Origin of the sequence: Pantoea vagans (assembly GCF_001506165.1) — a bacterium.
In the GTDB taxonomy this organism is placed as follows: Bacteria; Pseudomonadota; Gammaproteobacteria; order Enterobacterales; family Enterobacteriaceae; genus Pantoea; species Pantoea vagans_C.
The window spans coordinates 246187-272840 of the sequence record NZ_CP011427.1 but is presented as its reverse complement, the minus strand read 5'-3'; the positions used below and the strand labels follow the sequence as shown (position 1 = coordinate 272840).

Below are 26654 nucleotides of genomic sequence, written 5' to 3'. Positions count from 1 at the left end.
CCATTTAGCTGTGAAATAGCGCACAAATTTACTTATCAGGCACTCGCGTGGGCGCTCAGCATGTAGTAGATCACCACGCCAGCGACCACTAAGCCGCCACCAAAACGATGCAGGATGCGATCCGGCAGTTGAGCCATGGACAGGATCATACGGCGCCAGATTCGCGGCAAAAACATCGGCCCCAGCCCTTCCAGCACCAAAACTAACGCCAGCGCCATCCAGATGGTTGTGTTCATTCTATTTTTCCAAAAAAAAGGCCGACAACATTGTCGGCCTCAAGGTTATATCAGTTCTTAACGCGTGGCGTTAGTGGGCGCCTTCATATAACGGAAGAAATCGCTATCTGGGCTTAACACCATTACATCCTGATTGTCAGAGAAGCTGTTCTCGTAAGCACGTAAGCTACGGATAAAGGCATAGAAATCAGGATCCTGACCAAATGCATCCGCAAACAGCTTCGCCGCCTGCGCATCACCTTCACCGCGAGAGATCAAAGCCTGACGCTGCGCTTCAGCCAGAGTACGAGTCACCTGGTAATCGGCCTGGGCACGCAGTTTCTCCGCTTCTTCCTGACCCTGTGAACGCTGGCTACGCGCCACTGCTTCACGTTCAGCACGCATACGGTTGTAGATCGCATCCGAGACTTCTGCTGGCAGGTTGATCTGCTTGATGCGCACATCCACCACCTGAATACCCAGTGCCGCCATACTGTTTGGATTTGGCGCTGGCTCGCTGCTGTTGGTTTCACGCTCTACACGGGCTGCTGCATTGGCGATGGCATCATCCGCTGCTGGCGTCTGAACTTCATCGTCATTGCCTGCAGTACCGGTATTCAGCGCATCACGTACATCTGTAGTCAGTCGGCCACGTGAATCAGTAACAATATCCTTCACATCCAGACGACCCATTTCAGAACGCAGACGGTCACTGAACTTACGTTTCAGCAGGACTTCCGCCTGAGAAACATCACCACCACCGGTTGCCAGGTAGTAACGACTGAAGTCACTGATGCGCCATTTGATATACGAATCAACGATCAGGTCTTTCTTCTCTTTGGTGACAAAGCGATCGGCTTGGTTATCCATGGTCTGGATACGTGCATCAAGAGATTTCACGGTTTCGATGAAAGGAATCTTGAAGTGCAGACCCGGCGCATACACCTGCGGTTTGTTCTCGCTATCACGCAGAACTTTACCGAAGCGCAGCACGATACCGCGCTCGCCTTCCTGCACTACAAACAGTGAGGCATACAGCGCCACCAGTACGACAATAATTACAGCAATAATTGGCTTACGCATCGATTACTCCCTCCCTGCGCGCTGGGTATCGTTGCGTAACGCATTGGCGCGACGCTGGTCCATGATGCTGCTCGGACTGTATGAAGAAGTCTCTTCGTTGCTGGCTGAACTGTCAGACGACGGGAACTTCATCAAATTGGTGGTCTTCTGACCGCCCTGGTTGCCAGACGTCTGGCCACCACGCATCAGTTGATCCAGCGGCAGAACCATCAGGCTGTTACCACGATCGTTAACCAACACTTTGCGAGTATGGCTCAGCACGCGCTCCATGCTCTCGATGTACAGGCGCTCTTTAGTGATTTGCGGAGCAGCCTTGTATTCAGGCAGCAACAACGCAAAGCGCGCCACTTCACCCTGTGCTTCTAACACAGTACGCTCTTTGTAAGCGCGGGCTTCTTCAAGAATACGCTGTGCCTGACCGTTCGCACGTGGCTGCACTTCATTCGAATAGGCTTCGGCTTCACGCACGTACTGCTCACGGTTTTCACGTGCAGCGATGGCATCGTCAAACGACGCTTTGACTTCTTCCGGTGGACGAGCCGCCTGGAAGTTGACGTCGAGTAACGTAATACCCATGTTGTAAGGGCGAATGGTTTCGTCCAGTTCACGCTGGGTCTCGCTACGCACCACGGTACGGCCTTCGGTTAAGATGCGGTCCATGGTTGAACGGCCAATGACGCCGCGCAATGCGCTGTCGGTGGCCTGACGCAGACTGTCGTCGGCGCTGGTCACGGCATACAGATAACGCTCAGGATCGGTGACGCGGTACTGTACGTTCATTTCAACGCGCACCACGTTTTCGTCAGAGGTCAACATCACGCCAGAGGCTGCCAGTTCACGCACCGCTTCAACGTTCACGGCACGGACCTGATCGATAAAGGTGGGCTTCCAGTTGAGGCCCGGCTCAACCAGATGGCTGAATTTGCCGAAGCGCGTGACGACGCCACGTTCCGCTTCTTTAATGGTGTAGAAACCGCTGGCAGCCCAGATGACCACAGCTGCGACGGCTACAATGCCAACCAGTTTGCCACCGCTACCGCCGCCACGTTGGCCATTGTTGTCACTCTGTTTGCCACCGCCCAGTCCGCCGAGTTTTTTACTCAGCTTACGGAAGATATCATCCAGATCAGGGGGCCCCTGATCGCGCCCTCCCTTATTTCCCCCAGAGTTGCCGCCTTGATTATTGCTGCTTCCCCACGGGTCGCGGTCCTGTCCGTTATTTCCGGGCTGATTCCACGCCATGTCTCTACTCCATTTATGATAATAACGTTTTACCCTACTGCGTGTACCCAAAGAAAACACACGTGATTCAGGTAAATTCGATTGGGCAATATCAAACAATATAGCTGGCGAGCGATGGCTCTTGTTTGCATAAACGACGCCAGTCAACAATTGGCATTCGCACATGCAACCCTACACAACCATCATCTTCATTCCATTCTTTCTCAATCGCCTGCAACTGATAGAAGCGGCTGCGCAAACGGCCTGCTTCCGGCGGCAGACGTAAATCATACTGCGCGATTTCACCGGCTAAACGCTCAGAAAGCGCCTGCCAGAGTAAGGGCAGCCCTTCTCCGCTCTGCGCAGAGAGCCAAACACGCGTTGGTTTATTCTCTTCGTCGCGATCAATACGCGGGACAAATCCCTCTAGCATATCGATCTTATTCATCACCAGCAGTGTGGGGATTTCATCGGATTCGATTTCTGCCAGCACTTCATTTACGGCTTCAATATTATCGTTAACGCGTAAATCTGCCGCGTCGATCACATGCAGTAACAGCGTCGCCTGACGCGTCTCTTGCAGAGTGGCTTTAAAGGCCGCCACTAAATCATGCGGCAGGTGACGAATAAATCCGACCGTATCCGCTAATACCACTTCACCCACGTCCGCCACGTTCAGACGACGTAACGTCGGATCGAGTGTGGCAAACAACTGGTCCGCCGCGTAGACATTGGCAGAGGTGACTGCGTTAAACAGAGTAGATTTGCCGGCGTTGGTATACCCCACCAGCGAGACAGTCGGCACATCCGCTTTGGCACGCGCTTGTCGGCCCTGCTCGCGCTGCTTCTCTACACGCTCAAGGCGGGAAAGGATAAGGCTAATGCGGTTACGTAACAAACGGCGGTCCGTTTCCAGCTGAGTTTCACCTGGACCACGCAGACCAATACCGCCTTTCTGGCGCTCAAGGTGCGTCCATCCACGCACCAAACGGGTTGCCATATGGCGTAGCTGTGCCAGCTCGACCTGTAACTTACCCTCGTGGGTACGGGCGCGCTGAGCAAAAATATCAAGAATTAAGCCGGTGCGATCAACAACACGACATTCGCACACACGCTCGAGATTACGTTCTTGGGCAGGCGATAAGGCATGATCGAATAAAACGACCGATGCTCCACTCGCTTTCACCGCATCGGCAATTTCAACTGCCTTTCCTTCACCGACAAAATATTTGGGATGTGGCGCTTTGCGACTGCCAGTAATCACTTGCAGCGCTTCGACGCCCGCAGAAGAGACAAGAGTTTCAAACTCCTGCAAATCTTCCAGCTCTTTGTCTTGGGAGAACCAGATGTGTACCAGTACGGCCTGCTCACCGGCATCATAACGGTCAAACAAGCTATAACCTCGCTAAAATAAAATAACCAGGACGGGAAAACGTTATCGCTCCCCAGCCCTGGCTTTACGGCAGCGCAAAATTATTCTGCGTTATCGCCGTCTTGTTGTGGCTGCGACTGAGCGCCCTGGTTGCTTCCGCTATGGTGGTAATTACTGCTACCACCGCCACCGCCCGGGGTGTTGCTATGGTGCGAAACCGGACGAGAAGGAACCACTGTAGAGATGGCGTGCTTATACACCATCTGGCTAACCGTGTTTTTCAACAGAATGACGAACTGATCAAAGGATTCAATTTGCCCTTGCAGCTTAATACCATTCACCAAATAGATCGAAACCGGTACACGTTCACGACGCAAAGCGTTCAAAAACGGGTCTTGTAATGATTGCCCCTTAGCCATTCTATCTTTTCCTTATATGCTTGTTGTTTGTTACTTTAAGAACCGTGGTTCAGAAAAACTGCGTAAAAATTTGCGCACGATAACGGACCAATTGTACACAATCATCCCTGCTTCGCACTAACAACCTGAAGCACCGCATTACGCGCTAATTCTGGCTCGTCACTGTCTAACCAGTGGACTTCAGGCCAGCCACGTAACCAGGTCATCTGGCGTTTCGCGAGCTGCCGGGTCGCGCAAATTCCCCGATAAACCATTTCGTCGTAATCGATTTCACCAGAAAGATAAGACCACATCTGGCGATAACCCACACAACGAATGGAAGGCATGTCCGTATGCAAATCACCTCGTGCAAACAGTTCACGAGCCTCCGCTTCAAATCCTGACGCTAGCATCTGGTCGTAACGCAACGCAATGCGTTGATGTAGCAGTTCACGACTCGCCGGAGCGATAGCAAACTGGTACACGTCGTAGGGTAACGCTTCGCCGGACGTTTTTGTCAGTTCCGTTAAAGTTTTACCCGAAATAAAAAAAACTTCCAGTGCTCGCGAAAGTCTCTGCGGATCATTCGGATGAATACGACTACCGGCGACCGGATCGATTTCACACAGCTGGCGGTGCAGGGCATCCCACCCTTTCTCCGCCGCCATTTGCTCTATCCGCTGACGCACGTCCGGATCGGCCGAGGGCAACGGCGACAATCCTTCAAGCAACGCCTTGAAGTAGAGCATGGTTCCACCAACAAGCAGCGGAATCTTACCTTTTTGGGTAATCTCCGCCATTTCTGCCAGCGCATCGCGACGAAACTCAGCAGCAGAATAAGCTTCTGCCGGGTCGCGAATGTCCAGCAAACGATGGGGCGCCAGTGCTAACTCCTCTGCCGACGGTTTCGCCGTGCCAATATCCATCCCACGATAGATTAAGGCAGAGTCAACGCTGATAAGTTCCACTGGAAGTTGCTGACGCAGCGAAATCGCTAACGCCGTCTTTCCGGAAGCGGTGGGCCCCATCAAAAAAATAGCCTTTGGCCGGCCAGCCTGGTTTAGTTCACTCATGCTTCAACGCGTTAATCGCGCTCTCAATCTCAATGGCCTGTAACAGACCTGAAGGCGGCGACTTAAGCAGTTGCGGGCAAAGCCGTTCAAGCTCAGCCAGCAGTGCAATCGCCTGCGAGTGATTCCAGTGAGCCGTTTCGGCATCGTCACGTCTTGCCAGCCATTGGGCCAGCGAGGATGCAGAAACCTCTTGCTGCCGGGCGAGATAGCCTAACAGGTCTGGAATCAAGATTTGTAAATTTTGTGTGCGTAACGGTAAAGGGACGGCGCGCAGGGTCACATGCTGACCTTCCCGTTGTAAATCAATGCCCATCAGGGTTAATAACGCGGCTTGGGCATCAATGACGGGTAACTCTTCTTTGGCAATTTTCAGCCTCACTGGGATCAACAAAGGCTGAGGTTTCAGCCCTTGCTCTCCAGGTTGTAACTGGGCCTGTTTTAGCCAGCGTGAGGCAACGCTCAACGACAGTAACTGTAACTGATTACCCCGCTCCAGCAACGCATAGCGCTCCTGCATTACGCTCAATACACGGCCAAAACTTTGCGCATGAGCAGCCAGTGGCGCTTCCTGCATTTCAGGCTGGCGTACCGGTGCCGGTTGCGGTGCAGCAGCACCAGGCATTTCCACCACCGGGGTTTTCATCAACTGCTGATAGGCGGCACCTTCACGCGCACGATAAACCGGCTCTTTATTCTGCCAGTTAGCGCCTGCTGCTGCGCCACCACTTTGACGTGGCGTGCGGGCAGGCTGTGCAAAATGATTCGCACCAGCCGACTGCCGATTCTCTGGCTGCCACTGTGGTGCGGGTTCTTCAGCCTGAGCAATGGGTAGCTCCGCCGTGCGGCTCGCCTGCAGTGCGCTCATCACCCCTTGCCAGATAAAATCATGGACCAGGCGCGACTGGTGAAAGCGCACTTCATGCTTGGCAGGATGGACATTCACATCCACCTGGTGAGGATCAATTTCCAGATACAGTACGTAAGCGGGCTGCTGATCGTCACCGAGTTGCGTTTGATAGGCCTGGCGAATCGCGTGATTAATCAGTTTATCCCGCATCATACGGCCATTGACGTAGCAATACTGTAAATCGGTGACCTGGCGCGACCCCGCGGGATCGGCAACCCATCCTCGTAGGGCTAAATCGTCATGCTGCCACTCAATACGCAGTGCATGCTGAATAAAGGTGGTGCCACAGATTGCCCCCAACCGACGCTCTCGCTGCGCATCCTGATCCACCGCGCGATACTGGCGCACCAGCTTGCCGTTGTGCGTCAGGGAAATCGCCACGTCAAAACGAGCCAGCGCAATGCGACGTATCACTTCATCAATATGCGTAAACTCGGTTTTTTCCGTACGCATAAACTTGCGCCGGGCCGGCGTGTTGTAGAACAAATCGAGGACTTCAAGCGAGGTGCCCACCGGATGCGCCGCCGGTTTGACCGTGACATCCATATCGCGCCCTTCAGCATAGGCTTGCCATGCTTCGTTTTGCTCGGCGGTACGCGAGGTGAGTGTGAGTCGTGAAACTGAGCTGATACTGGCGAGGGCTTCTCCGCGAAAACCGAGGCTGATAATTGCCTCAAGGTCATCGAGTGAGGATATTTTACTGGTAGCGTGACGCGCCAGCGCCATCGCCAACTCGGCTTTCGCAATACCGCAGCCGTTGTCACGAATACGAATCAGCTTCGCACCGCCTTTTTCGATATCCACGTCGATGCGCGTCGCACCGGCATCAAGGCTGTTTTCCACCAGCTCTTTTACAACCGATGCAGGACGCTCAACCACTTCGCCTGCGGCAATCTGGTTCGCGAGTTGCGGTGGTAAAATCTGTATTGGCATGGTGGTGATCCTTGTAGCGGGCTGGCTCCTCAGAGCCAGCAATCAGGATTGCGGAATCTTTAAGTTTTGCCCCAGCATCACATTGCTCGACTTCATATTATTGGCCTGCATGATAGCTTTCGGGCTAACGCCATAATGGGCGGCGATCCCCGTGAGCGAATCACCGCGAACCACTTTGTGTCGCGTTGGGCGGCTGGCGGCGGTAACGCTGACGCCCGACTTGGCCGGTACTTTAAGACGCTGACCCACCCAAACCACATCGCGTTTAAGATTGTTGAGATCGCGCAGTGTCGCCATGCTGACACCATACTTGGCTGCAATGCCAGAAAGCGTTTCGCCACGCGTCACCGTATGACGCTGTGTTGCGCCTGTGTATTGCACCGTGCCGGTCGCCGGGTTGCTGGCGACGCTAACCGCTGGTGCGCTGTCCAGCGGCCGGTTTTCCTCCTTTGGGACCGATTGCAGCGGATGCGCGAGGAAATAGTTGCGCAGTCCTTTATAAATCGACTGAGCAATCTTTTCCTGATACGCGCTACTGCCGAGCAGCCGCTCCTCCGCTGCGTTACTGATAAAGCCAGTCTCAACCAGTAAAGAAGGGATGTCAGGGGAACGCAACACACCAAGGCTGGCATGTTCCGGTAAACGTTTATGCAATGGTGTCACACCGCGCAGCTGCTGTAACACTTTCACTGCGACGTCATATCCTACGCGCTGAGAATGACCAAATTGCAGATCCAGCACCGCCTGGCTCAGGTAAGGATCGGCCTGGCTATTCGCCAGTAAATCACCGGCACCACCCAGCAATTCAGACTGCTTCTCTTTCTGTTCCAGCCAGTTGGCCATTTCGTTGTTGGCACGACGGTTGGACAGCACCCAAACGGATGCGCCCGTGGCGGAATGGTTTGGCGCAGCATCAGCGTGAATAGAAACCAACAGGTTGGCATTCTCTTTACGCGCCACCTCGGAACGACCCATCACGGAAATAAAATAGTCGCCGTTACGCGTCAGAACCGGCTTAAACATCGGGTCCTGATCCATCAGCGCTTTCAGTTTGCGCGCAATGGCAATGGTGACGTTTTTCTCATGCAAGCCGTGTTGGCCCGACGCACCCGGATCCTGTCCGCCGTGACCGGCATCAATCGCTACGATGACCTGATCGTTGCGCGTCACCGCACCACCAGGGCGTACCGTGGTATTGCTGTTCGAGACCGTCGTCACCGGATTGGCATTAAACGGATTGCCCTGGCTGCTACTGTTTTCACTCTGACGGGCGGTTGTCACTGGCGCAGCCGCCGCGCTGCGACGTGCAGGCTGTGTGCCATTGATGGTGAAAACCACGCGATATTGATTGCCGTCGCGCTGAGTTGTCGCACGTGTTTTTGCCGCCTGGGTTAGTTCAAACACCAGACGAATACTCTGTTTGTCTTTTGGCTGGCTGTTGCGAATGCGCTGGACGATGTTTTCACCGCTGAAATTGAGCGGCAATCCTTTAATCGAACCGCTCTGGCGAATATCCAACACCACGCGATTTGGATTGTGCAGAGGGAAAAAACCATACACCGGCTGGCCGTTAAAGCTCAGTGTTACCGTCGCCTGGCTGTCACCGTTCTCAACTTTAATATCAGACAGTGTGGCCGACAGCGCTGAAGCAGAAAACAGACAGATCGCGGCCAGTAAGATGCCTTTCATCCGTGAAATCATGCCTGTTCCCTGCCGTGCTGAAACTGCTGTAACAGCGTCTCACCCAGTGCAGAAACGGCACTCAGTTCCGCTTCACGCGCCGTATCCACATAGCGTAGCGTCAGCGCCAAATCAGGTTCTGGCAACACACCGGTTCCCTGTTGTGGCCACTCCACCAGACATAGCGCATCGCCGCCGAAATAGTCGCGGATGCCCATAAATTCCAGTTCTTCAGGATCGGCAAGACGATAAAGGTCGAAATGATAGAGCGTACGGTCACCCAGTTCATAAGGTTCGACGAGTGTGTAAGTCGGACTTTTAACGTTGCCCTGATGGCCCAGTGCCTGCAAAAAGCCACGGCTAAAGGTGGTCTTTCCCGCACCCAAATCGCCATAGAGATAGATGACCACCGCGCTGCTGCAAACGCGAGCCAGTTGCGCACCCAGATTTAGGGTTGCCGCCTCATCGGGCAAAGGAATAACACAGGTCTTCATGCTTTATTATTGAATCATCTCTGGATTAACAAACTGCCACAGCAGTTCGAACAAATCAGTGGCTAACATGCCTCGCGTTCCGCGCTGCAGGGCAACCGCATCTGCCGTTGCACCGTGCGCGACACAGCCCGCGCAGGCTGCCTCTAGTAAAGTCAGTTTCTGGCCCAGCAGGGCCGTGATGATGCCGCTCAGCACATCGCCCATGCCGCCTGACGCCATTCCCGCATTGCCCACATCCGCGATAGCCATGTCACCATCCGTGCTGGCAATAATCGTTCCCGCACCTTTTAGCACCACCACGCCACCATAGCGTTTCGCCAGGGTCTTCGCGGCGTGCAGGCGGTCGCGCTCAATTTCGCTGGTTTTCACCCCCAGTAAACGCGCCGCTTCGCCGGGATGCGGTGTAATGATGCGATTCTGACGGTAATCCTGATTGATTGCCAGCAGGTTAAGCGCATCTGCATCCCAAAGCATCGGCTTTTCACTGGCCGCAACCTTCATCAGCGCCTTCTGGGCCCAGTCACGCTGTCCAAGGCCTGGGCCTATCGCGATGGCATCCGCCCACTCCAGGGCCTGCTCCAGCGCTTCCTCGCAAAGGGTATCGACCATCAACTCGGGTCGAGCGGTGAGAATTGGGCCGATATTATCTTCATGGGTCAGTACGCGCACAAGCCCTGCCCCACTGCGCAGCGCGGCTTCGCCCGTCATGCGGATAGCGCCGGCCGTGCCTTTATCACCGCCAATCACCAACAGCCGACCATGGTCGCCTTTGTGCGAAGTGGCACGGCGCGGCTTGAACCAGCGGACCAGGTCATGCGCATCGTAGCGGAGGACAGGAGGCGTCTCGCCAGCCAGAAAGGCGCCTAAGCCCAGATTGTCACAGTGCAGTCGCCCCACCACATCGCGCGCTTTACCAGTCAACTGACCGGGTTTAAGGGCAATCATGCTGAGAGTATGATCGGCAACGATGGCACTTCCGGGCGTTGCGCCGGTAGCAGCATCCAGACCAGATGGAACATCCAGCGCCAGCACCGGTGCGCCATGGGCATTGGTCAAATCGATCAGGCCAGCATAGGGCGCGGCCGGCGGGCGATTGATTCCGGTACCCAGTAACGCATCTACGATCAAATCAACCGTTTCCGGCCACGCAGCGGTTGCGGCATGAATGACACCACCCGCCTCTAGCCAGGCTTGCTGAGCGAGTTGCGCTTCTTCCGGTAAGGGATGGTTACCCTCGCAGGCCAGCAGCGTAATGTTGATCCCCGCTGCCTGCGCCAGTCGAGCCACCACATACCCATCGCCGCCGTTATTGCCGTGGCCGCAAAGGATCAACCAGTGCTGCGCTTGCGGCCACTGCGCACGCGCCAGTTCATAACTCGCTTGTCCGGCACGGTGCATCAATTCATATAGCGTTAAGCCCAGGCTATCCGCGGCATCACGTTCCAATTGCCTCATCGCCTGCGCAGGCCAGACAGAGTGTGTTAAACTGCGCGGGTTTGCTTCAATTGCCTGGTTTCTCATGTCATACCCTCTCGATCTTCATCAGCTTGCCCAACAGATAAAACTGTGGGGGCGCGAACTCGGCTTTCAGCAGGTTGGTATTTGCGATACCGATCTCAGCGCGGAAGAGCCCAAACTACAGGAATGGCTGGAGAAGCAGTATCACGGAGAGATGGACTGGATGGCACGTCATGGCATGATGCGCGCGCGTCCGCATGAACTGCTGCCCGGCACACTGCGGGTGATCAGCGTCCGCATGAATTACCTGCCAGCCAAAGCCGCTTTCGCAACAACACTGAAAAATCCACATTTGGGCTACGTCAGCCGCTATGCGCTGGGCCGCGATTATCACAAAGTATTGCGCAATCGCCTGAAAAAGCTTGGAGAAATGATCCAGGCGCACTGTGGTGAACTTAATTTTCGGCCGTTTGTTGATTCAGCCCCCATCCTCGAACGCCCGATCGCCGCAAAAGCAGGTTTAGGTTGGACCGGCAAACACTCATTGATTCTCAACCGTGAGGCGGGCTCTTGGTTCTTTCTTGGCGAACTGTTGATTGACCTACCGTTGCCGGTCGATCAGCCCCAGGAAGAGCAGTGCGGCCGCTGCGTGGCCTGCATCACCATCTGCCCGACAGCCGCTATCGTTGAACCCTATGTGGTGGATGCCCGGCGCTGTATCTCTTATCTCACCATTGAATTGGAAGGCGCGATCCCTGAAGAGTTCCGCCCGCTGATTGGCAACCGCATCTACGGTTGTGACGATTGCCAGTTGATCTGCCCGTGGAATCGTTATGGTCAGCTGACAGATGAGGATGATTTCTCACCGCGTGCCGTATTACACGCGCCGCCGTTGGTGGAACTCTTTGCCTGGGATGAGGCGAAATTCCTGCGCATCACTGAAGGCTCCGCCATTCGCCGTATCGGCCATTTACGCTGGCTGCGTAATATCGCGGTGGCGCTGGGCAATGCGCCATGGGCAGACGAAAATCTGGCCGTGTTGCAAATGCGCAAAGGCGAACACCCGCTGCTTGACGAGCATATTGACTGGGCTATCGCGCAGCAGTTACAAAAGCGGGCCGCAGAGGCCGTGGATGTGCAGCCTGCGAAGAAACTGCGACTGGTGCGTGCGGTCGAGAAAGGCTTACCCCGTGATGCGTGATTAACCAAACGCGCAGGATAAAATCCTTTTCCACATGCTGTGAATAAAATTATAAAGCCGATTAGTGATGGGGATGGTTATATCTTCTGGTAAGACTATTCACAGACTGAAATACCTGTAATCCATTTAAAAACAAAAGGTTATCTGATTACTGTAAACAATTACGTAGAGAATAGCGCGCAGGGGCTTGTCCAGAGCTTGTGGATAACTCTGTTCAAAACAGTTTTGCAGATAGGGTAAAACGCCGTCAGTACGTTGCAGGCGCATTGTGGATAACCTGTAAGATAACTGCAACAGACTACAGGCATCGTTGGTGCTAAAGCGGTGCGCAAAATTTCCAGAAACAAAACCACGCCGCATAAGATCGATGAAGACTGCAGCAGTTTTATGTCTGATGACGCCCGAGAGCAAATAACATTAATGAATATGAAAATTTGGAGCGGGAAACGAGACTCGAACTCGCGACCCCGACCTTGGCAAGGTCGTGCTCTACCAACTGAGCTATTCCCGCATAATCTTCGTATTTTAGTTCGCACCTGCGTTGGCTGCCTTTACTCACCCAGGTCACTTACTGATGTAAGCTCCCAGGGATTCGTTCAGTTGCCGCCTTGCTGCATACTCAAATACTCGATTCTGAATCCTGGTATTCTTGTCACAACAATCGCGATAGCGACTAAATCCGTGATTTGGATGGTTTACTGCAAACTCTGGAGCGGGAAACGAGACTCGAACTCGCGACCCCGACCTTGGCAAGGTCGTGCTCTACCAACTGAGCTATTCCCGCATTAGAGGTTCTTGCTTACGAAGTTTGGAGCGGGAAACGAGACTCGAACTCGCGACCCCGACCTTGGCAAGGTCGTGCTCTACCAACTGAGCTATTCCCGCATAATCTTCGTCTTTCATTTTGCTACTGCGTTGGCTGCTTTCGCTCAACCACGTCACTTACTGATGTAAGCTCCATGGTACTCGCTCAGTTGCCGCCTTGTTGCAAACTGAAATACTCGATTCTGAATTTTTCTTTCAATTTGCTGCTTGGCTGCAAACTGAAATACTCGATTCTGTGCTTCGTATTACTGCCTCGCACCGATTCAAATTCTTCACCGGTACGGGGTGCGCATTATACGAGAAATCCTTTCAGCCGCAAGAGTCTAAAAGCAATATTTTGCGCTTTCTGCGCGTTTGCTGATTTAATCGACAACCTGATGATTTCCTGCGCACCCTTTGCAGATTAAAGCTGCAAGAAGTGCTCGCGGTAGTAAGCCAGCTCGGCAACGGACTCGCGGATATCGTCCAATGCCTGGTGACTTCCGGATTTTTTAAAGCCCGGCAGAATCTCCGGCTTCCAGCGACGCGCTAACTCTTTCAGCGTGCTGACGTCCAGATAACGATAGTGGAAGTAGGCTTCCAGCTCAGGCATGTACTTGAACAAGAAGCGACGATCCTGACCAATGCTATTACCGCAAATCGGTGAGGTATTGGCTGGCACCCACTGCTTCAAGAACTCAATGGTCGCCAGCTCAGCTTCACGATCGCCATACTGGCTAGCCTTAACACGTTCCACCAGCCCGCTATTGGTATGCGTGCGCACGTTCCAGTCATCCATCAGCGCCAGCTGCGCGTCTGATTGATGCACGGCTAGCACCGGCCCTTCCGCCAGGATGTTCAGGTTGGCATCTGTGACGATCGTGGCGATCTCAATAATGCGATCTTGCTCAGGATCGAGTCCTGTCATTTCGAGGTCGATCCAAATCAGATTGTGTTCATTTCCAGCTGTCATGCTTTTCCCGCCCGTTGCCAATGTCGTCATTACACTCAATTCAGGTGTATCATAGACGTTTTGCCCAGCGGGGCGAAGCCTGGCGAAAGCCGTGAGAGGATGCGTGAGTAAAAACAAACTGTCGAAAGGCCAACAACGTCGCGTAAGCGCCAACCATCAGCGTCGTCTGCAGCAACGGAGCGAGAAGCCCGAACCGGATGATAGCCTGTTTGGAGAAGCGTCCGAAGGCGTGGTGATCAGCCGATTCGGCATGCACGCAGACGTGGAAGATAGCGCGGGCGAAGTCCATCGCTGCAATATCCGTCGCACCATTCGGTCGCTGGTCACCGGCGATCGTGTCGTGTGGCGCGCAGCGATTGGCGGCGGTAAAGGGATCGTAGAAGCGGTGCACGAACGTAAAACCGTGCTTACTCGTCCGGATTTCTACGATGGCGTCAAACCGATCGCCGCGAACATCGATCAGATCAACATCGTATCGGCGATCCTCCCCGAGCTGTCACTCAATATTATCGATCGCTATCTGGTAGCCAGTGAAACACTCGGCGTAGAGCCTTTACTGGTGCTGAATAAAATCGACCTGCTGGATGAAAAGGCCCGTGAACAGGTTGATAAGCAGATGGATATCTATCGCCATATTGGATATCGCGTGTTGATGGTTTCCAGCCACGCTAAAAATGGTCTGGCGGAACTGGAAGCTGCATTGACCGGACGCGTGAGCATTTTTGCCGGCCAGTCGGGTGTGGGTAAATCCAGTCTGCTGAACAACCTCTTAGGGCTGGATGTGGCGGGCGATGAAATTCTGACTAACGATGTTTCCGATGTCTCGGGGTTGGGTCAGCACACCACCACCGCCTCCCGTTTATACCATTTCCCGCACGGCGGCGACGTGATTGATTCCCCAGGCGTCCGCGAATTTGGTTTGTGGCATCTGGAACCGGAACAAATCACGCGTGGATTTGTCGAATTTCGTGAGTTTCTCGGTACTTGCCGTTTCCGCGACTGTAAGCACGACACCGATCCCGGCTGCGCCCTGCGCGAAGCGGTGAACAACGGGGTTATTGCCAGGTCGCGCTTCGTTAACTACCACCGAATTCTGGAGAGTATGGCGCAGGTAAAAACGCGTAAAAACTTTCCCGATAACGATATTTAACGTTTATACCCAATATAATTCGAGCTTCAGCAAGGCGGCAAGTGCATGAACCCTCAGGAGCCTACTGAAGTCAGTGACTGAGGTGAATGCACTTAGCCAACGCACCTGCAACTTGAAGTATGAAGGGTATACAACAGCACATTCGCCAACAGACCGGGGCGCTGCTACAATCCGCCCCCTTTTGTAAAACCAAGCGTAATTAAGCCAGGAGGCAACGGTGTTTGATCGTTTTAAACTCGGCCTGAATCATATTCTGCCCAAAAAAGGGCTTACCGAACTTGCTGGCTGGGGCGCCAGTCGCCGTGGTGGCTGGCTGACCAAAGCGGTCATCGACATTTTCGTCTGGTACTACAAAGTGGATATGGCGGAAGCCAGCAAACCGCACACGGGTAGCTACCGCACCTTTAACGACTTCTTTGTACGCCCGTTAAAAGAAGGCGCGCGCCCGACCGATCCCGATGCGTCATTACTGGCACTGCCCGCCGATGGCGCCGTCAGTCAGTTAGGCCGCATTGAAGGCGATCAAATTTTCCAGGCAAAAGGACACTACTACACGCTGCAAGCCCTGCTGGCGGGTAATGACGACCTGGCAGAAAAGTTTATCGATGGTGAGTTCGTCACGACTTACCTCGCACCACGCGATTATCACCGCGTGCATATGCCGTGTAATGGCATCCTGCGTGAGATGATCTACGTGCCTGGCGATCTCTACTCTGTGAATCCGCTGACGGCACGTAACATCCCCAATCTGTTCGCCCGTAATGAGCGCGTGATCTGCGTATTTGATACCGATCACGGCCCCATGGTGCAGATTCTGGTCGGCGCCACCATCGTTGGTAGCATCGAAACCGTTTGGGCCGGCACCATTACGCCACCACGTGAAGGGGTCATTAAACGCTGGCGCTATCCGGCTGCCGATCATGACGGCGCAGTCGTGTTGTTGAAAGGCCAGGAAATGGGCCGCTTCAAACTGGGCTCAACGGTCATTAACCTGTTCGCGCCAGGTCGCGTGAAACTGGCGGAGAGCCTGGAAGCTGAAAGCAAAACCCGCCTTGGTCAGCCGCTGGCCATCGCCCTGCCGCAGCTCGGCGATAGCGCCCCGCTCGCCGACTAACCGGAACCTCTCCCGTGCGTGTTTTCCTCTCCCTACTGCTGAGCCTGGTGCTCAGCAGTTCTGTATTTGCCGCTACCGTTCCACCCGCCAATCAGCTGAAACAAGAGCTGGATGCAGCCAAATCCGCCAAAGCCACACCGACTCAAGCCGAGCAGGTGCAGGCGCTGGAAGCGGCGATTAATTTCCTGTCTGAGCGCGATGAATCACTGGAGCGTGCCAAACAATATCAACAGGTGATTGATGATTTTCCGCGCCTGGCGCGTGAATTACGCCAGCAGATCGCCACGCTAACGGACGGCAGTAAAACGGTGCGTAGCAACATGAGCAGCGCCGAGCTGGATCAAGAGATCTTGCAAATCAGCAGCCAGTTGCTGGAGGAAGGTCGTCAGGCGCAGCAGGAGCAGGATCGCGCTCGTGAGATCAGTGATTCGCTTTCGCAGCTGCCGCAGCAGCAAACCGATGCACGACGCGCGATGACCGAAAGCGATCGCCGTGTGCAAGGTTTTTCAGCCGCCGCTACACCGCTGGCACAGGCGCAGATCTATGCACGTCAGGCGGAGAATGCCGCCAACAAAGCGCGGGTTGACGAGTTAGAGCTGGCGCAGCTGTCAGCCAATAATCGCCAGGAACTGGCGCGCATGCGGGCTGAAGTGCATCAGCGCAAAGCCACCCAGCTTGATAACTATCTGCAGGATCTGCGTAATCAACTTAACAACCAACGCCAACGCGAAGCGGAACTGGCGCTGGAGCGCACCGAGCAGCTGGCAGAAAACAGCGGAGATTTACCCGCATCCATCAGCGACCAGTTCCGCGTTAACCGCGAATTATCTGCTGACCTGAATGCACAAGCCCAGCGCATGGATCTGGTCGCCTCGCAGCAGCGCCTGGCCACCAATCAAACCTTGCAAGTACGCCAGGCACTTAGCACGCTGCGTGAGCAATCACAGTGGCTGGGAGCCTCAAATCTGCTCGGTGAAGCGTTGCGCGCCCAGGTTGCGCGGCTGCCGGATATGCCAAAATCGCAGCAAATTGACAGCGAAATGGGCCAGTTGCGCGTTCAGCGCCTGCACTATGAAGATTTGCTTGAGCGGCAGAAAGATCTGCGTAAAGAGAAACAGGACGATGGCACACCCTTTACCAGCGAGCAACGCCGCATCCTTGATGCGCAGCTGAAAACGCAACGTGAACTGCTCAACTCGCTGATCTCTGGCTGCGATACGCTGATTCTTGAAATCACCAAACTCAAAGTCTCCAATACGCAGCTTCAGGATGCGCTGGGGGAAGTGAGAGAAGCCACGCATCGCTATCTTTTCTGGACCGCCGATGTCAGCGCCATTGACCTAAAATACCCGATTGAGGTGGCGCGCGATTTAACACGTCTACTGTCGCTGGATACCTTAGGGCAACTTGGCAAAGCGATGGCCATGATGTTTACCAGTAAAGAAACGGTGATGCCAATCATCTGCGCCGTGTTACTGGTCGGCTTTAGTATCAGCTCTCGCCGTCATTACAATGACTTTATGGCGCGTTCTGCCATCCGCGTGGGCAAGGTGACGCAAGACCGCTTTAGCCTGACGTTACGCACGGTGTTCTGGTCAATCCTGGTTGCCGTGCCGGTTCCGGTGCTGTGGGCCGCGCTGGGCTTTGGTTTACAGCATGCATGGCCTTACCCGTTTGCGGTGGCGATTGGTGATGGAATTACCGCCACCCTGCCCCTGCTGTGGGCCTTTATGATCAGCAAGGCTTTCGCCCGCCACGATGGGCTGTTTGTGGTGCATTTCCGCTGGCCACAAGCGCGTGTCGCACGAGCAATGCGCTACTACTCACTCACCGTTGGTTTGATCGTGCCGCTAATCATGCTGCTGATTGCCTTCGCCAATCTCGATGATCCGCAGTTCTCCGCGACGCTCGGCCGCCTGTGCTTTATCCTGATATGCGGTGCCTTGAGTATTGTCACGGTCAGCCTTAAACGCTCAGGTATTCCGCTTTATCTGGATAAAGAGGGCAACGGCGACAACTTCATCAACCGTATTTTATGGAACCTGATGATCGCCATTCCTCTGGTGGCGGCACTGGCTTCCTGCATTGGCTATCTGGCGACCGCGCAGGCGCTGCTGGCGCGTCTTGAAACCTCGGTGGGTATCTGGTTCTTCCTGCTGGTGATTTATCACATCATTCGCCGCTGGATGCTGATTCAGCGTCGCCGCATCGCCTTTGATCGTGCGCGTCAACGCCGTGCTGACATGCTGGCCAATCGCGCGCGCAGCGAAGAAGAGAAAGAGCAGCAGGCACCGGCTAATGCTGACACCATTGAGATAGATGAACCCAGTCTGGATTTGGATGAGATCAGCGCGCAGTCTCTGCGCCTGGTGCGATCGATCCTTACTTTAATTGCGCTGGTGTCCGTGATTGTGCTGTGGTCGGAAATCCATTCCGCCTTTAGCTTCCTCGACAACATTCCGCTGTGGGATGTGAGCACCACCATACAAGGCGTGGAGAGCGTTCAGCCGATCACACTGGGCTCCGTGTTGATTGCCATTTTGATATTCATCATCACGACGCAGCTGGTACGCAATATGCCCGCGCTGCTGGAGCTGGCGCTGTTACAGCATCTCAGCCTGACGCCTGGCACCGGTTATGCGATAACCACGCTCACCAAGTATGCGCTGATGCTGATTGGCGGCTTAATTGGTTTCTCCATCATTGGCGTGGAGTGGGCGAAGCTACAGTGGTTGGTGGCGGCCTTAGGTCTGGGGTTAGGTTTTGGTATGCAGGAAATCTTCGCCAACTTTATCTCCGGCTTGATCATCCTGTTTGAAAAACCGATCCGTATTGGTGATACCGTGACGATTCGCGATTTAACCGGCAGCATTACCCGCATTAATACGCGCGCCACCACCATCACCGACTGGGATCGTAAAGAGATTATTGTGCCGAATAAGGCCTTCATCACGGAGCAGTTCGTCAACTGGTCGCTGTCAGACTCCGTGACACGTGTGGTGCTGACCATCCCTGCCCCGGCTCACGTCAACAGTGATGAAGTCACCAATATCCTCAAGCAGGCCGCCGAACGCTGTACCTACGTACTGGATATGCCCGCGCCAGATGTGTTCCTGGTTGACCTACAGCAGGGTATTCAGCTGTTCGAACTGCGTGTGCACGCGGCCGAAATGGGGCACCGTATGCCGCTGCGCCATGAGTTGCACCAGCTGATTCTGCGCGGTTTTGAGGAGCATGGTATCGAGATGCCGTTCCCACCATTCCAGGTACGCATGGAGACGCTGGGGCGCAAAACGCCTGCCAGTAATGGCTCGCCTTCAAGCCAGACTTTCAAATCAGGTGGCTTATAAATGAAAACGCCCGGCAAGTGCCGGGCGTTGTTTTATCGAGTGAACGTCACTTCACGAATTCTACGCCTTGCGCGATATCTTTCTTCAACGTCTCCAGCATGCCATTAAGTGCCTGCTGTTCAAACGCACTTAAGGGTCCCAGTGGACGACGCTCAACGATGCCGTTTTTGCCCAACAGCAGCGGCTGTGAGAAGAAGCGCGCGTATTCGCCGTCACCTTCAACATAAGCACACTCCACCACATTGGCTTCGCCCTGTAGGGCACGAATCAGCGAGAGACCAAAGCGCGCTGCCGCTTGCCCCATCGACAAGGTTGCCGATCCGCCACCGGCTTTGGCTTCGACCACTTCAGTACCCGCATTCTGAATGCGTTTGGTCAGGTCAGCCACTTCCTGGTCGCTGAAGCTGATACCTTTAACTTGCGACAGCAGTGGCAGAATGGTGACGCCAGAATGCCCCCCCACTACCGGCACTTCGATCTCGGTTGGCTGTTTGCCTTTCAACGCAGCAACAAATGTATTAGCGCGGATGATGTCGAGCGTCGACACGCCAAACAAACGGTTTTTGTCATAGACGCCGGCTTTTTTCAGCACTTCAGCGGCAATCGCCACGGTAGTGTTCACCGGGTTGGTAATCACGCCAATCAGCGCTTTCGGTGCGGTACTGGCCACCTGCTCGATCAGATTGCGGACGATCCCGGCGTTGACGTTAAACAAATCAGCGCGATCCATGCCGGGTTTACGAGCCACGCCAGCAGAAATCAACACCACATCGGCACCGTGCAGCGCGGGGGTCGCATCTTCGCCACTGAACCCTTCTACTTTTACCGCAGTCGGAATATGGCTGAGATCCACCGCGACACCCGGCGTCACCGGAGCAATGTCGTAAAGTGAGAGAGAGGAACCTGCGGGTAATTGAGTTTTGAGCAGCAGCGCTAGCGCTTGGCCGATACCACCAGCTGCACCGAGAACGGCAACTTTCATCCTGAACTCCTTATTAAGGTGGGGCAGAGATATGCCGAAAATCCATCAGGTTACGAGTTTAATCAACTTCTCAGGCGATAGCGACACACCTGTCGCGCATTAACCTACGCCGCAATCGGCTCCCGAGACATCTCCACTTCAGAAGTCGCCTGAATGATACAATCGCAGCCAGAAAACTATGGACGGCAATGATCATCGATATTGTTGTTACCACTTCAATACTATAACAACATTGCAACCTTCGCTTTGCGCGTCACCCCGCGATTTTGGCGCAACACAAATCTCTGGTATGATGCCGCCCCCGCAGAATTATGCGGCGATTCTCTCATCACGCTTATTGCATAAAAATTCATCTAAATGCATAATAATTTATCTGCTGTAGGCCTGTTGCCTGCCGCACCCCTCTTTTATTGGTAGCTTATGCGAAATCCATCAAAACAAGACGACCTGATCAAAGCCTTCAAGGCCTTATTAAAGGAAGAGAAATTTAGTTCTCAAGGTGAGATCGTACAGGCGCTGCAGGAAGACGGCTTCGAAAATATCAATCAGTCAAAAGTTTCTCGTATGCTGACTAAGTTTGGCGCAGTGCGCACCCGCAATGCCAAAATGGAAATGGTATATTGCCTGCCCGCTGAACTGGGCGTGCCGACCACCACCAGCCCACTGAAGAATTTGGTGCTGGATATCGATTACAACGATGCGCTGGTGGTGATCCACACCAGCCCGGGTGCTGCGCAGCTAATAGCGCGTCTGCTGGATTCACTCGGCAAAGCGGAAGGGATCCTCGGGACTATCGCCGGTGATGACACCATCTTTATTACCCCCGCACGCGCTTTCTCCGTAAAACAGTTGCACGACGCTGTGCTGGTTTTATTCGAACAAGAGTTATAAAACCCTGCTGTAGACCGGCAGCTCACCTGCTGGTCATCCCCCTTTGTTTTCCCCCTGTCCCGCCCCGCTTGTTACAAATCCTTTTGTAAATAATGAGTTAACCTTAGATCCTCGTGTTCTGTAGCCAGAGTAATATTGGTACGACCTTTTCCCCTGCTTAACTATATGCGCTATTTTACACTGCTTTACATATCGTGCTCAGCCGTTATAGCTCCTTAATTCGCACCAGCCAGCGAGATCAACCACGATCTTTCGCACAAAAAGATAATTTGATGCAGATCATTGTTTTTACGAATAAATAACCGTCAATGGTTAAGATCCAGGCGTTTTTTATAACCATGAGTTCTAAAAAAGCGTCATAAGGATAAAGAATAACAACCAAACATTATTAGCCAGATATTAATTTCATGAGTGATTAGATCTATACTTCTTTTCGTGATGCAAATCACACGAAAGAAAAAGATAAAAATAGACGACGAGGAAAAATATCATGAACGTTAAAACTACTATCGCAACCCTGAGCATTCTATCTGCCCTGTCATTTGGTGCTTTTGCAGCGGATTCTATCAATGCTCAACAAGCAGCTAACCTGCAACCCGCTGGCACCATTAGCGTAAGCGGCGTGGGTGGTTCTCCGATGGACATCCATGAGCAACTGAACGCTAAAGCCGATCAGGAAGGCGCAAAAGCCTACCGTGTGATCGAAGCGAATACTGGCGACAGCTATCACGCCACCGCTGAGCTTTACAAATAAGTTTGCTGAATCAAGACGCAGTGTGAACGGCGACCCGTTTGAGACGCATTTGCCTCTCAGGTTGCCAAACCAAATTTCAGGAGAGTGAATCATGAAAACCAAATTAGCTATCGCAGTTCTGGGTCTGGCTTCTGTTCTGTCTTTCGGTGCCAGTGCCGCCAGTCTGGTTTCTAACGAACAAGCTGAACAGCTGCAATCGTTAAACCAAACCATCAGTGTTAGCGGTGTTGACGGCGACCAGGCGAATGTTCGCCAGGAACTGTCACAAAAAGCCGATGCTCAGGGTGCCAGCCACTATCGCATCATTGAGAGCAACCGTGGTGACACCTACCACGTCACTGCTGAACTGTATAAATAAGTATTAATCGAACGTCAGGCGCCTTCGCGGCGCCAGACAATTGATCGACGACCCGCCACACCCACTTTTGCCGCAGGTTGTTGATTGCCACGAGGAGAAAAATTATGAAAATCAAAACAACCATCGCAGCCGCTAGCCTTCTTTCCCTGTTTGCCTTTGGTGCTTCTGCAGCACAACTGGTGACCGATGAGCAGGCGCAAAATCTGCAACCTACCGGCAGCACCGTGACCATCAGTGGTACAGGTGGATCACCTATGGATTACCGTGCCCAGCTTTCACAGAAAGCCGATGAGCAAGGTGCCAGCGCTTACAAAGTGATTGAAGCGAAAACCGGCGACAGCTATCACCTGACCGCTGAGTTGTATAAATAATTCCTCGTCAATTCTGACGAACCCTTTGGCCCCGCTCGCCGGGGCCCTTTTTAGTTGATCACGTCACATTAAAGCGGAGCTGGCCCTCCAGCTCCTCTTCTGCTTCATCGAACAATAGAATCAATGCGCCATATCGGCGTTTCTGCCCTTTTCCCAGATTCACAAACTCAATCTCCAGTGGCAATGGCATATGCTCACCCATGATCGCATCCCAAAGATCGTCAAGATCGCTGACGGCACGATCGACCAGCGCGAAGCGATCGCTGAACTGGCGATAGAAATGGGCTTGATCGACGATTTCGTCGAAATCGAAACGCTCGGTTCTCATTGTGTTGCCCTCTTCTAGGCAAGCCCGCCAAGGTGCAGCGCTTTCACCTCAAGGTACTCCTCCATCCCCAGTACGGACCCTTCACGACCTAATCCAGACGCTTTCACGCCGCCAAAGGGAGCCAGTTCGGTGGACACGGCACATTCGTTAATCCCAATCATCCCGGCTTCCAACGCCGCCGACACGCGAAATACCCGCTGCAGGTTTTGCGTATAGAAATAGGCTGCCAGTCCATAATCGGTATGATTGGCGCGTTGAATCACATCGGCTTCATCGTCGAAACGGAAACAGGCCGCCACCGGGCCAAACGTCTCTTCCTGTGCCAGCTTCATGCCTTCGTGAGCATCGCCTATCACCGTGGGCTGCCAGAAATTACCGCCCAGAGGATGGCGCTCGCCTCCGGTGAGTAAGGTGCCGCCTTTGCTCAGTGCATCTTTGACATGCTCTTCCACTTTTTCCAGCGCCGACGGTTCAATCAGCGGCCCGACAATGACGCCCTCTTCTGTACCGATGCCGACTTTGAGTTGGCTTACCGCAGCAGCCAGTTGATTGACGAAACGATCGTAGATGGCATTGTGCACATAGAAGCGATTCACGCTGACGCATACCTGGCCCGCATTACGGAATTTATTCGCTATCGCGCCCTGCACAGCGGCATCAATATCCGCATCTTCAAACACGATGTAAGGCGCATTGCCTCCCAGCTCCATGGAAACTTTTTTCATGGTTTCAGCCGCATTGCGCATCAAGGTTTTGCCGACCGCGGTTGATCCGGTGAAGGAGATTTTGCGCACCGCTTTGCTCGCCATTATCGCGTCGCTGATGGCGTGGGTATCACCCGCTACGGCGTTCAACACACCATCGGGCACTCCCGCTTGTTGTGCCAGCGCCAGTAAGGCAAACGCACACAGCGGCGTGTTATTGGCGGGTTTAATAATGCCGGTGCATCCGGCGGCCAGCGCCGGGCCGAGCTTGCGTGTCAGCATCGCCATGGGGAAGTTCCACGGCGTAATAGCCGCAACCACGCCGATTGGCTCACGCGTGGCCAGAATACGTGAGCCTGGTTTTGCCGGAGGGATGATTTCACCGTTGGCGCGCTTGGCCTGCTCAGCAAACCATTGAATGAAACTGGCGGCGTACTCGACTTCGCCTTCTGCTTCTTTTAAGGGTTTGCCTTGTTCGGCGGTCATCAACTGCCCGAGCCAGCTTTTGTTCTCAATCATCAGCTGATACCAGCGATTCAGAATTTCTGCGCGTTGTTTCGCGGTTTTATCGCGCCAGGCCGGGAAAGCCTGTTCGGCGGCGGCAATCGCCTGTTCGGTTTCACGCTTACCGGCCTTAGCCACTTTTGCCAGCACCTCACCCGTGGCCGGGTTGGTGACGTCAAAGGTGGTACTGCCGCTGTGCCATTGACCCGCCACAAAGTAGCCGGTTTTGAAGAGCGGATGTGATTGCAGAGAAGTGGACATCGTTATGCTCCTGTCAGTGTGTATCCTGTCAGAAAAGTATAGATGCCAAAATCATTGGGTTTTGTGTCAACGTGGGATCAAAAAGGCCGCTGCGGGTGGCAGCGGCCTTATTCAGATTTGGATGAGGGTGTTCTGATACTTCTCCAGCATCAGCGACAGGCGCTTCACCGGTTCGGTCACACTCTCAGGTGCCGCGTAATGCTGAAGTTTTTCCTGATAGACCTCCAGCTCCTTCAATAACCGCTCAAAGTAGTGACGGCGTTTATCATCACTGCTCGCCGAGATCACCCGATCGGCGGTATAACGCAGTTGACGATGGTAGGCCGAAAGTTCCGGATTGATCGGCACTTCGGCATTACGCAGACGTTGATGGCCAATAATCAGCGTGAGTGCAATGCGGTATTTATCGATATCACCTGGAAACAGGTTCAGCAGCAGAAACAGCTGTTGATACAACGCAGGGAGGTGGTTTTCCCGGCGACGCGCCTGATTGGTGGTCAACGCCGCTACGGCTGCGTACATAAAGCGGTTGAGCAGCTTACGGCCTGTGCGCGCTTTAGATTTATCGCGGATCAGCAGAATCACCATCATCGCGACAAAGCAGCCAATCCACTGCCCCAGCGCATTATCGAGGAAGACGTTGAACTCGAATTTCATCGGGTTATCCAACACCAACACGTTGATGGTGCCGATCAGCGCCCCTAACGTACCAATCTGACGACGCTGGACAAAGATGCCGCCGACAAACCCCAAAGTACCAATGGCAATACACAGCAGTAAGGCACTTTGCTGCGTCGCGGGCAAAATGTAGACGAAGTACAGCAGACCAAGTGGGATCGCGAAGGTCATGCCGTAGAGAAAATCTTTTGCCAGCATCAATGGGTTTGGCATACGCATCGCCAACGCGGTGATCACCGCCAGCATCACCATGCAACCGCTGCCGGACGTCCAGCCGGTATACAGCCAGAACAGTGAGCCGAGCGCAGTGGCGACAAAAGTACGCACGCCATTGATCATCGCGTGGTGGGTTTCGGCAGAACGTGCCTGAATCACCACCTCACGCTGCAAAATACTCTCTTCCAGCGTGGTGATACGACCATTGCTGCGAATACCGTTGATCAGCAGCAGATATTCCGTGGCAGCACCGACCCAGCTTGCGACCGTCATCGGCACCGTTTTGCTGGTGAGGCCAATCAAGCGGCGCATGACCTTCATACGTTTGTGCACATCGTTAACGTTGCTGACCTCTTTCTCAATCAGCAGACGATACTGAGGCGGGACGTATTCCGGGCGTGAATTCTGAATCAGGAAGGTTTCTGCTGCCTGGGTAATCAACGTCAATGACAGCGTATTCAGCATCTGCAAACGGCGGCTGGTGTTCTTCCAGCGCGAGGATTCCATCAGCAGCTGGCTGCGCATGCCATTAAGTGCCGTGGTGCGACGCACCAGCGCGCTCCAGGCTTTATCGACTTCCTCTTTATCACCGTGCGCGACGCACAGTTGCAGCAGTTTGTAGTGGGCCACCAGCAGCGCATCCACTTCCGCATCGATCACTTTCTTGATCGAACGCGGCGAGAACAGCATATCAGCAAGAATCGCACACAAAATGCCGAGGACGATTTCGCTACAGCGCTCGACAGCAAACTGCGGTGCCAGCGTTAAGGCACCACTGGCATCGGCGGTGATGACGATGATCAGCGCGGTGTATCCGGCCAGGCCCAGCGCGTAGGAGTTTTCGACTTTGATTAAAGACGAAAGCCAGACACACATGCCCGCCCATAAACAGCACAGCAGCAGCATCACCACCGGTGCCCGGATGGTGGCAATCATGATGGTGAGTGCGGCAATGCTGCCGATAAACGTACCAATGATGCGCAAGATGCCGCGATAGCGCAGTGCGCCAGAATAGGGATCGCCCCCTGCAGCAAAGGCGGTACCACCGGCCACAATGCCGGCGGTCATGACCGCCCAACGCGGCGTTTCCAGATTAAAGTGAAAGCCAATCATCAGCGCGGCAACCAGCGCGAACGTCAGCTTCACCGGGAAACGCAAAAACTCAATCATAACAGCCTCGT

The 26654-nt window shown here is 53.9% G+C and carries 23 protein-coding genes and 3 tRNA genes; 8 read left to right on the top strand and 18 right to left on the bottom strand.

The features are described 5' to 3' along the window. Positions 1-35: 35 nt before the first annotated feature. The 10 genes from LK04_RS01360 to nnr form a co-directional block, all read right to left on the bottom strand. On the bottom strand, positions 36-236 hold the full coding sequence (locus LK04_RS01360) for a DUF2065 domain-containing protein (RefSeq protein ID WP_039331529.1): 201 nt from the start codon (positions 234-236) through the stop codon (positions 36-38). A 57-nt stretch (positions 237-293) separates the two neighbouring features. Further along, positions 294-1298, bottom strand: a complete 1005-nt coding sequence (gene hflC / locus LK04_RS01355) for a protease modulator HflC (protein ID WP_039331532.1) — start codon at positions 1296-1298, stop codon at positions 294-296. Between the two features lie 3 nt (positions 1299-1301). Next, positions 1302-2540 carry an FtsH protease activity modulator HflK gene (hflK, locus tag LK04_RS01350; RefSeq protein ID WP_039331534.1) on the bottom strand — a complete coding sequence of 413 codons (1239 nt, stop codon included), beginning with the start codon at positions 2538-2540 and terminating at the stop codon, positions 1302-1304. A gap of 91 nt (positions 2541-2631) precedes the next feature. Next, on the bottom strand, positions 2632-3912 hold the full coding sequence (hflX, locus tag LK04_RS01345; protein ID WP_039331536.1) for a ribosome rescue GTPase HflX: 1281 nt from the start codon (positions 3910-3912) through the stop codon (positions 2632-2634). Positions 3913-3992: 80 nt separating this feature from the next. After that, positions 3993-4310, bottom strand: coding sequence for an RNA chaperone Hfq (gene hfq, locus LK04_RS01340; RefSeq protein WP_039331538.1), 318 nt, complete (start codon positions 4308-4310; stop codon positions 3993-3995). 101 nt (positions 4311-4411) lie between these two features. Continuing rightward, on the bottom strand, positions 4412-5362 hold the full coding sequence (miaA, locus tag LK04_RS01335) for a tRNA (adenosine(37)-N6)-dimethylallyltransferase MiaA (RefSeq protein ID WP_039331540.1): 951 nt from the start codon (positions 5360-5362) through the stop codon (positions 4412-4414). Continuing rightward, on the bottom strand, positions 5355-7202 hold the full coding sequence (gene mutL, locus LK04_RS01330; RefSeq protein ID WP_039331542.1) for a DNA mismatch repair endonuclease MutL: 1848 nt from the start codon (positions 7200-7202) through the stop codon (positions 5355-5357). Before mutL ends, miaA begins: the two co-directional genes overlap by 8 nt. 42 nt (positions 7203-7244) lie before the next feature. Then, on the bottom strand, positions 7245-8903 hold the full coding sequence (gene amiB, locus LK04_RS01325) for an N-acetylmuramoyl-L-alanine amidase AmiB (RefSeq protein WP_039331544.1): 1659 nt from the start codon (positions 8901-8903) through the stop codon (positions 7245-7247). Further along, positions 8900-9376, bottom strand: coding sequence for a tRNA (adenosine(37)-N6)-threonylcarbamoyltransferase complex ATPase subunit type 1 TsaE (gene tsaE / locus LK04_RS01320; protein ID WP_039331547.1), 477 nt, complete (start codon positions 9374-9376; stop codon positions 8900-8902). Before tsaE ends, amiB begins: the two co-directional genes overlap by 4 nt. Before the next feature lie 6 nt (positions 9377-9382). Continuing rightward, positions 9383-10897 carry a bifunctional ADP-dependent NAD(P)H-hydrate dehydratase/NAD(P)H-hydrate epimerase gene (gene nnr, locus LK04_RS01315; protein WP_071885714.1) on the bottom strand — a complete coding sequence of 505 codons (1515 nt, stop codon included), beginning with the start codon at positions 10895-10897 and terminating at the stop codon, positions 9383-9385. Here nnr and queG point away from each other — a divergent pair. Continuing rightward, positions 10896-12035: a tRNA epoxyqueuosine(34) reductase QueG gene (gene queG / locus LK04_RS01310; RefSeq protein WP_039331548.1), complete on the top strand. Its 1140-nt coding sequence runs from the start codon at positions 10896-10898 to the stop codon at positions 12033-12035. The two genes, nnr and queG, sit on opposite strands and share 2 nt — an antisense overlap. Before the next feature lie 435 nt (positions 12036-12470). Here the strand turns inward: queG and LK04_RS01305 are convergent. The 4 genes from LK04_RS01305 to orn form a co-directional block, all read right to left on the bottom strand. Further along, a tRNA-Gly gene (locus LK04_RS01305) sits at positions 12471-12546 on the bottom strand. Between the two features lie 197 nt (positions 12547-12743). Continuing rightward, positions 12744-12819: transfer RNA gene (locus LK04_RS01300), tRNA-Gly, on the bottom strand. Positions 12820-12844: 25 nt separating this feature from the next. After that, positions 12845-12920: transfer RNA gene (locus LK04_RS01295), tRNA-Gly, on the bottom strand. Between the two features lie 343 nt (positions 12921-13263). Further along, positions 13264-13812, bottom strand: a complete 549-nt coding sequence (gene orn / locus LK04_RS01290; RefSeq protein ID WP_039331550.1) for an oligoribonuclease — start codon at positions 13810-13812, stop codon at positions 13264-13266. A 103-nt stretch (positions 13813-13915) separates the two neighbouring features. Between orn and rsgA the strand changes: the two genes are divergently transcribed. From rsgA to mscM, 3 genes are all read left to right on the top strand, one after another. After that, positions 13916-14962: a small ribosomal subunit biogenesis GTPase RsgA gene (gene rsgA, locus LK04_RS01285; RefSeq protein ID WP_039331552.1), complete on the top strand. Its 1047-nt coding sequence runs from the start codon at positions 13916-13918 to the stop codon at positions 14960-14962. Between the two features lie 217 nt (positions 14963-15179). After that, a complete protein-coding gene (gene asd / locus LK04_RS01280; RefSeq protein WP_039331553.1) occupies positions 15180-16076 on the top strand; it encodes an archaetidylserine decarboxylase in 897 nt (298 codons plus the stop codon). A gap of 14 nt (positions 16077-16090) precedes the next feature. Beyond that, entirely contained in the window at positions 16091-19426 is a 3336-nt protein-coding gene (gene mscM / locus LK04_RS01275) for a miniconductance mechanosensitive channel MscM (RefSeq protein WP_039331554.1), read from the top strand. A gap of 46 nt (positions 19427-19472) precedes the next feature. Here mscM and mdh read toward each other — a convergent pair whose 3' ends face one another. Then, entirely contained in the window at positions 19473-20408 is a 936-nt protein-coding gene (gene mdh / locus LK04_RS01270; protein WP_039331555.1) for a malate dehydrogenase, read from the bottom strand. Positions 20409-20828: 420 nt separating this feature from the next. Here mdh and argR point away from each other — a divergent pair, with 420 nt between their 5' ends. The 4 genes from argR (at position 20829) to yhcN (LK04_RS01250) (ending at position 22782) form a co-directional block, all read left to right on the top strand. After that, complete coding sequence (argR, locus tag LK04_RS01265) at positions 20829-21299, top strand: transcriptional regulator ArgR (protein WP_039331557.1); 471 nt, start codon at positions 20829-20831, stop codon at positions 21297-21299. Between the two features lie 490 nt (positions 21300-21789). Next, positions 21790-22053 (top strand): peroxide/acid stress response protein YhcN, encoded by a 264-nt coding sequence (yhcN, locus tag LK04_RS01260; RefSeq protein WP_039331558.1) that lies wholly within the window; start codon positions 21790-21792, stop codon positions 22051-22053. A 91-nt stretch (positions 22054-22144) separates the two neighbouring features. Continuing rightward, positions 22145-22411, top strand: coding sequence for a YdgH/BhsA/McbA-like domain containing protein (locus LK04_RS01255; protein WP_039331559.1), 267 nt, complete (start codon positions 22145-22147; stop codon positions 22409-22411). A 104-nt stretch (positions 22412-22515) separates the two neighbouring features. Continuing rightward, on the top strand, positions 22516-22782 hold the full coding sequence (gene yhcN / locus LK04_RS01250) for a peroxide/acid stress response protein YhcN (protein WP_039331560.1): 267 nt from the start codon (positions 22516-22518) through the stop codon (positions 22780-22782). A 58-nt stretch (positions 22783-22840) separates the two neighbouring features. Here the strand turns inward: yhcN (LK04_RS01250) and LK04_RS01245 are convergent, their stop codons facing one another. From LK04_RS01245 to aaeB, 3 genes are all read right to left on the bottom strand, one after another. Next, complete coding sequence (locus LK04_RS01245; RefSeq protein WP_039331561.1) at positions 22841-23110, bottom strand: barstar family protein; 270 nt, start codon at positions 23108-23110, stop codon at positions 22841-22843. Between the two features lie 14 nt (positions 23111-23124). Then, the gene (locus LK04_RS01240; RefSeq protein WP_039331563.1) at positions 23125-24579 is read right to left on the bottom strand and encodes an NAD-dependent succinate-semialdehyde dehydrogenase; all 1455 of its coding nucleotides are present in this window, start codon (positions 24577-24579) and stop codon (positions 23125-23127) included. Positions 24580-24690: 111 nt separating this feature from the next. After that, positions 24691-26643: a p-hydroxybenzoic acid efflux pump subunit AaeB gene (aaeB, locus tag LK04_RS01235; RefSeq protein WP_039331565.1), complete on the bottom strand. Its 1953-nt coding sequence runs from the start codon at positions 26641-26643 to the stop codon at positions 24691-24693. Positions 26644-26654 lie beyond the last annotated feature (11 nt).

Excerpts from the sequence above, each read along its gene's own strand:
- queG (WP_039331548.1), top strand. The coding sequence starts at position 10,896 with ATGTCATACCCTCTCGATCTTCATCAGCTTGCCCAACAGATAAAACTG.
- argR (WP_039331557.1), top strand. The coding sequence starts at position 20,829 with ATGCGAAATCCATCAAAACAAGACGACCTGATCAAAGCCTTCAAGGCC.
- mutL (WP_039331542.1), bottom strand. The coding sequence starts at position 7,202 with ATGCCAATACAGATTTTACCACCGCAACTCGCGAACCAGATTGCCGCA.
- amiB (WP_039331544.1), bottom strand. The coding sequence starts at position 8,903 with ATGATTTCACGGATGAAAGGCATCTTACTGGCCGCGATCTGTCTGTTT.
- yhcN (WP_039331558.1), top strand. The coding sequence starts at position 21,790 with ATGAACGTTAAAACTACTATCGCAACCCTGAGCATTCTATCTGCCCTG.
- orn (WP_039331550.1), bottom strand. The coding sequence starts at position 13,812 with ATGACAGCTGGAAATGAACACAATCTGATTTGGATCGACCTCGAAATG.
- yhcN (WP_039331560.1), top strand. The coding sequence starts at position 22,516 with ATGAAAATCAAAACAACCATCGCAGCCGCTAGCCTTCTTTCCCTGTTT.
- hflC (WP_039331532.1), bottom strand. The coding sequence starts at position 1,298 with ATGCGTAAGCCAATTATTGCTGTAATTATTGTCGTACTGGTGGCGCTG.
- LK04_RS01255 (WP_039331559.1), top strand. The coding sequence starts at position 22,145 with ATGAAAACCAAATTAGCTATCGCAGTTCTGGGTCTGGCTTCTGTTCTG.
- LK04_RS01360 (WP_039331529.1), bottom strand. The coding sequence starts at position 236 with ATGAACACAACCATCTGGATGGCGCTGGCGTTAGTTTTGGTGCTGGAA.
- miaA (WP_039331540.1), bottom strand. The coding sequence starts at position 5,362 with ATGAGTGAACTAAACCAGGCTGGCCGGCCAAAGGCTATTTTTTTGATG.
- LK04_RS01245 (WP_039331561.1), bottom strand. The coding sequence starts at position 23,110 with ATGAGAACCGAGCGTTTCGATTTCGACGAAATCGTCGATCAAGCCCAT.
- mdh (WP_039331555.1), bottom strand. The coding sequence starts at position 20,408 with ATGAAAGTTGCCGTTCTCGGTGCAGCTGGTGGTATCGGCCAAGCGCTA.
- nnr (WP_071885714.1), bottom strand. The coding sequence starts at position 10,897 with ATGAGAAACCAGGCAATTGAAGCAAACCCGCGCAGTTTAACACACTCT.
- tsaE (WP_039331547.1), bottom strand. The coding sequence starts at position 9,376 with ATGAAGACCTGTGTTATTCCTTTGCCCGATGAGGCGGCAACCCTAAAT.
- hflK (WP_039331534.1), bottom strand. The coding sequence starts at position 2,540 with ATGGCGTGGAATCAGCCCGGAAATAACGGACAGGACCGCGACCCGTGG.
- LK04_RS01240 (WP_039331563.1), bottom strand. The coding sequence starts at position 24,579 with ATGTCCACTTCTCTGCAATCACATCCGCTCTTCAAAACCGGCTACTTT.
- aaeB (WP_039331565.1), bottom strand. The coding sequence starts at position 26,643 with ATGATTGAGTTTTTGCGTTTCCCGGTGAAGCTGACGTTCGCGCTGGTT.
- hfq (WP_039331538.1), bottom strand. The coding sequence starts at position 4,310 with ATGGCTAAGGGGCAATCATTACAAGACCCGTTTTTGAACGCTTTGCGT.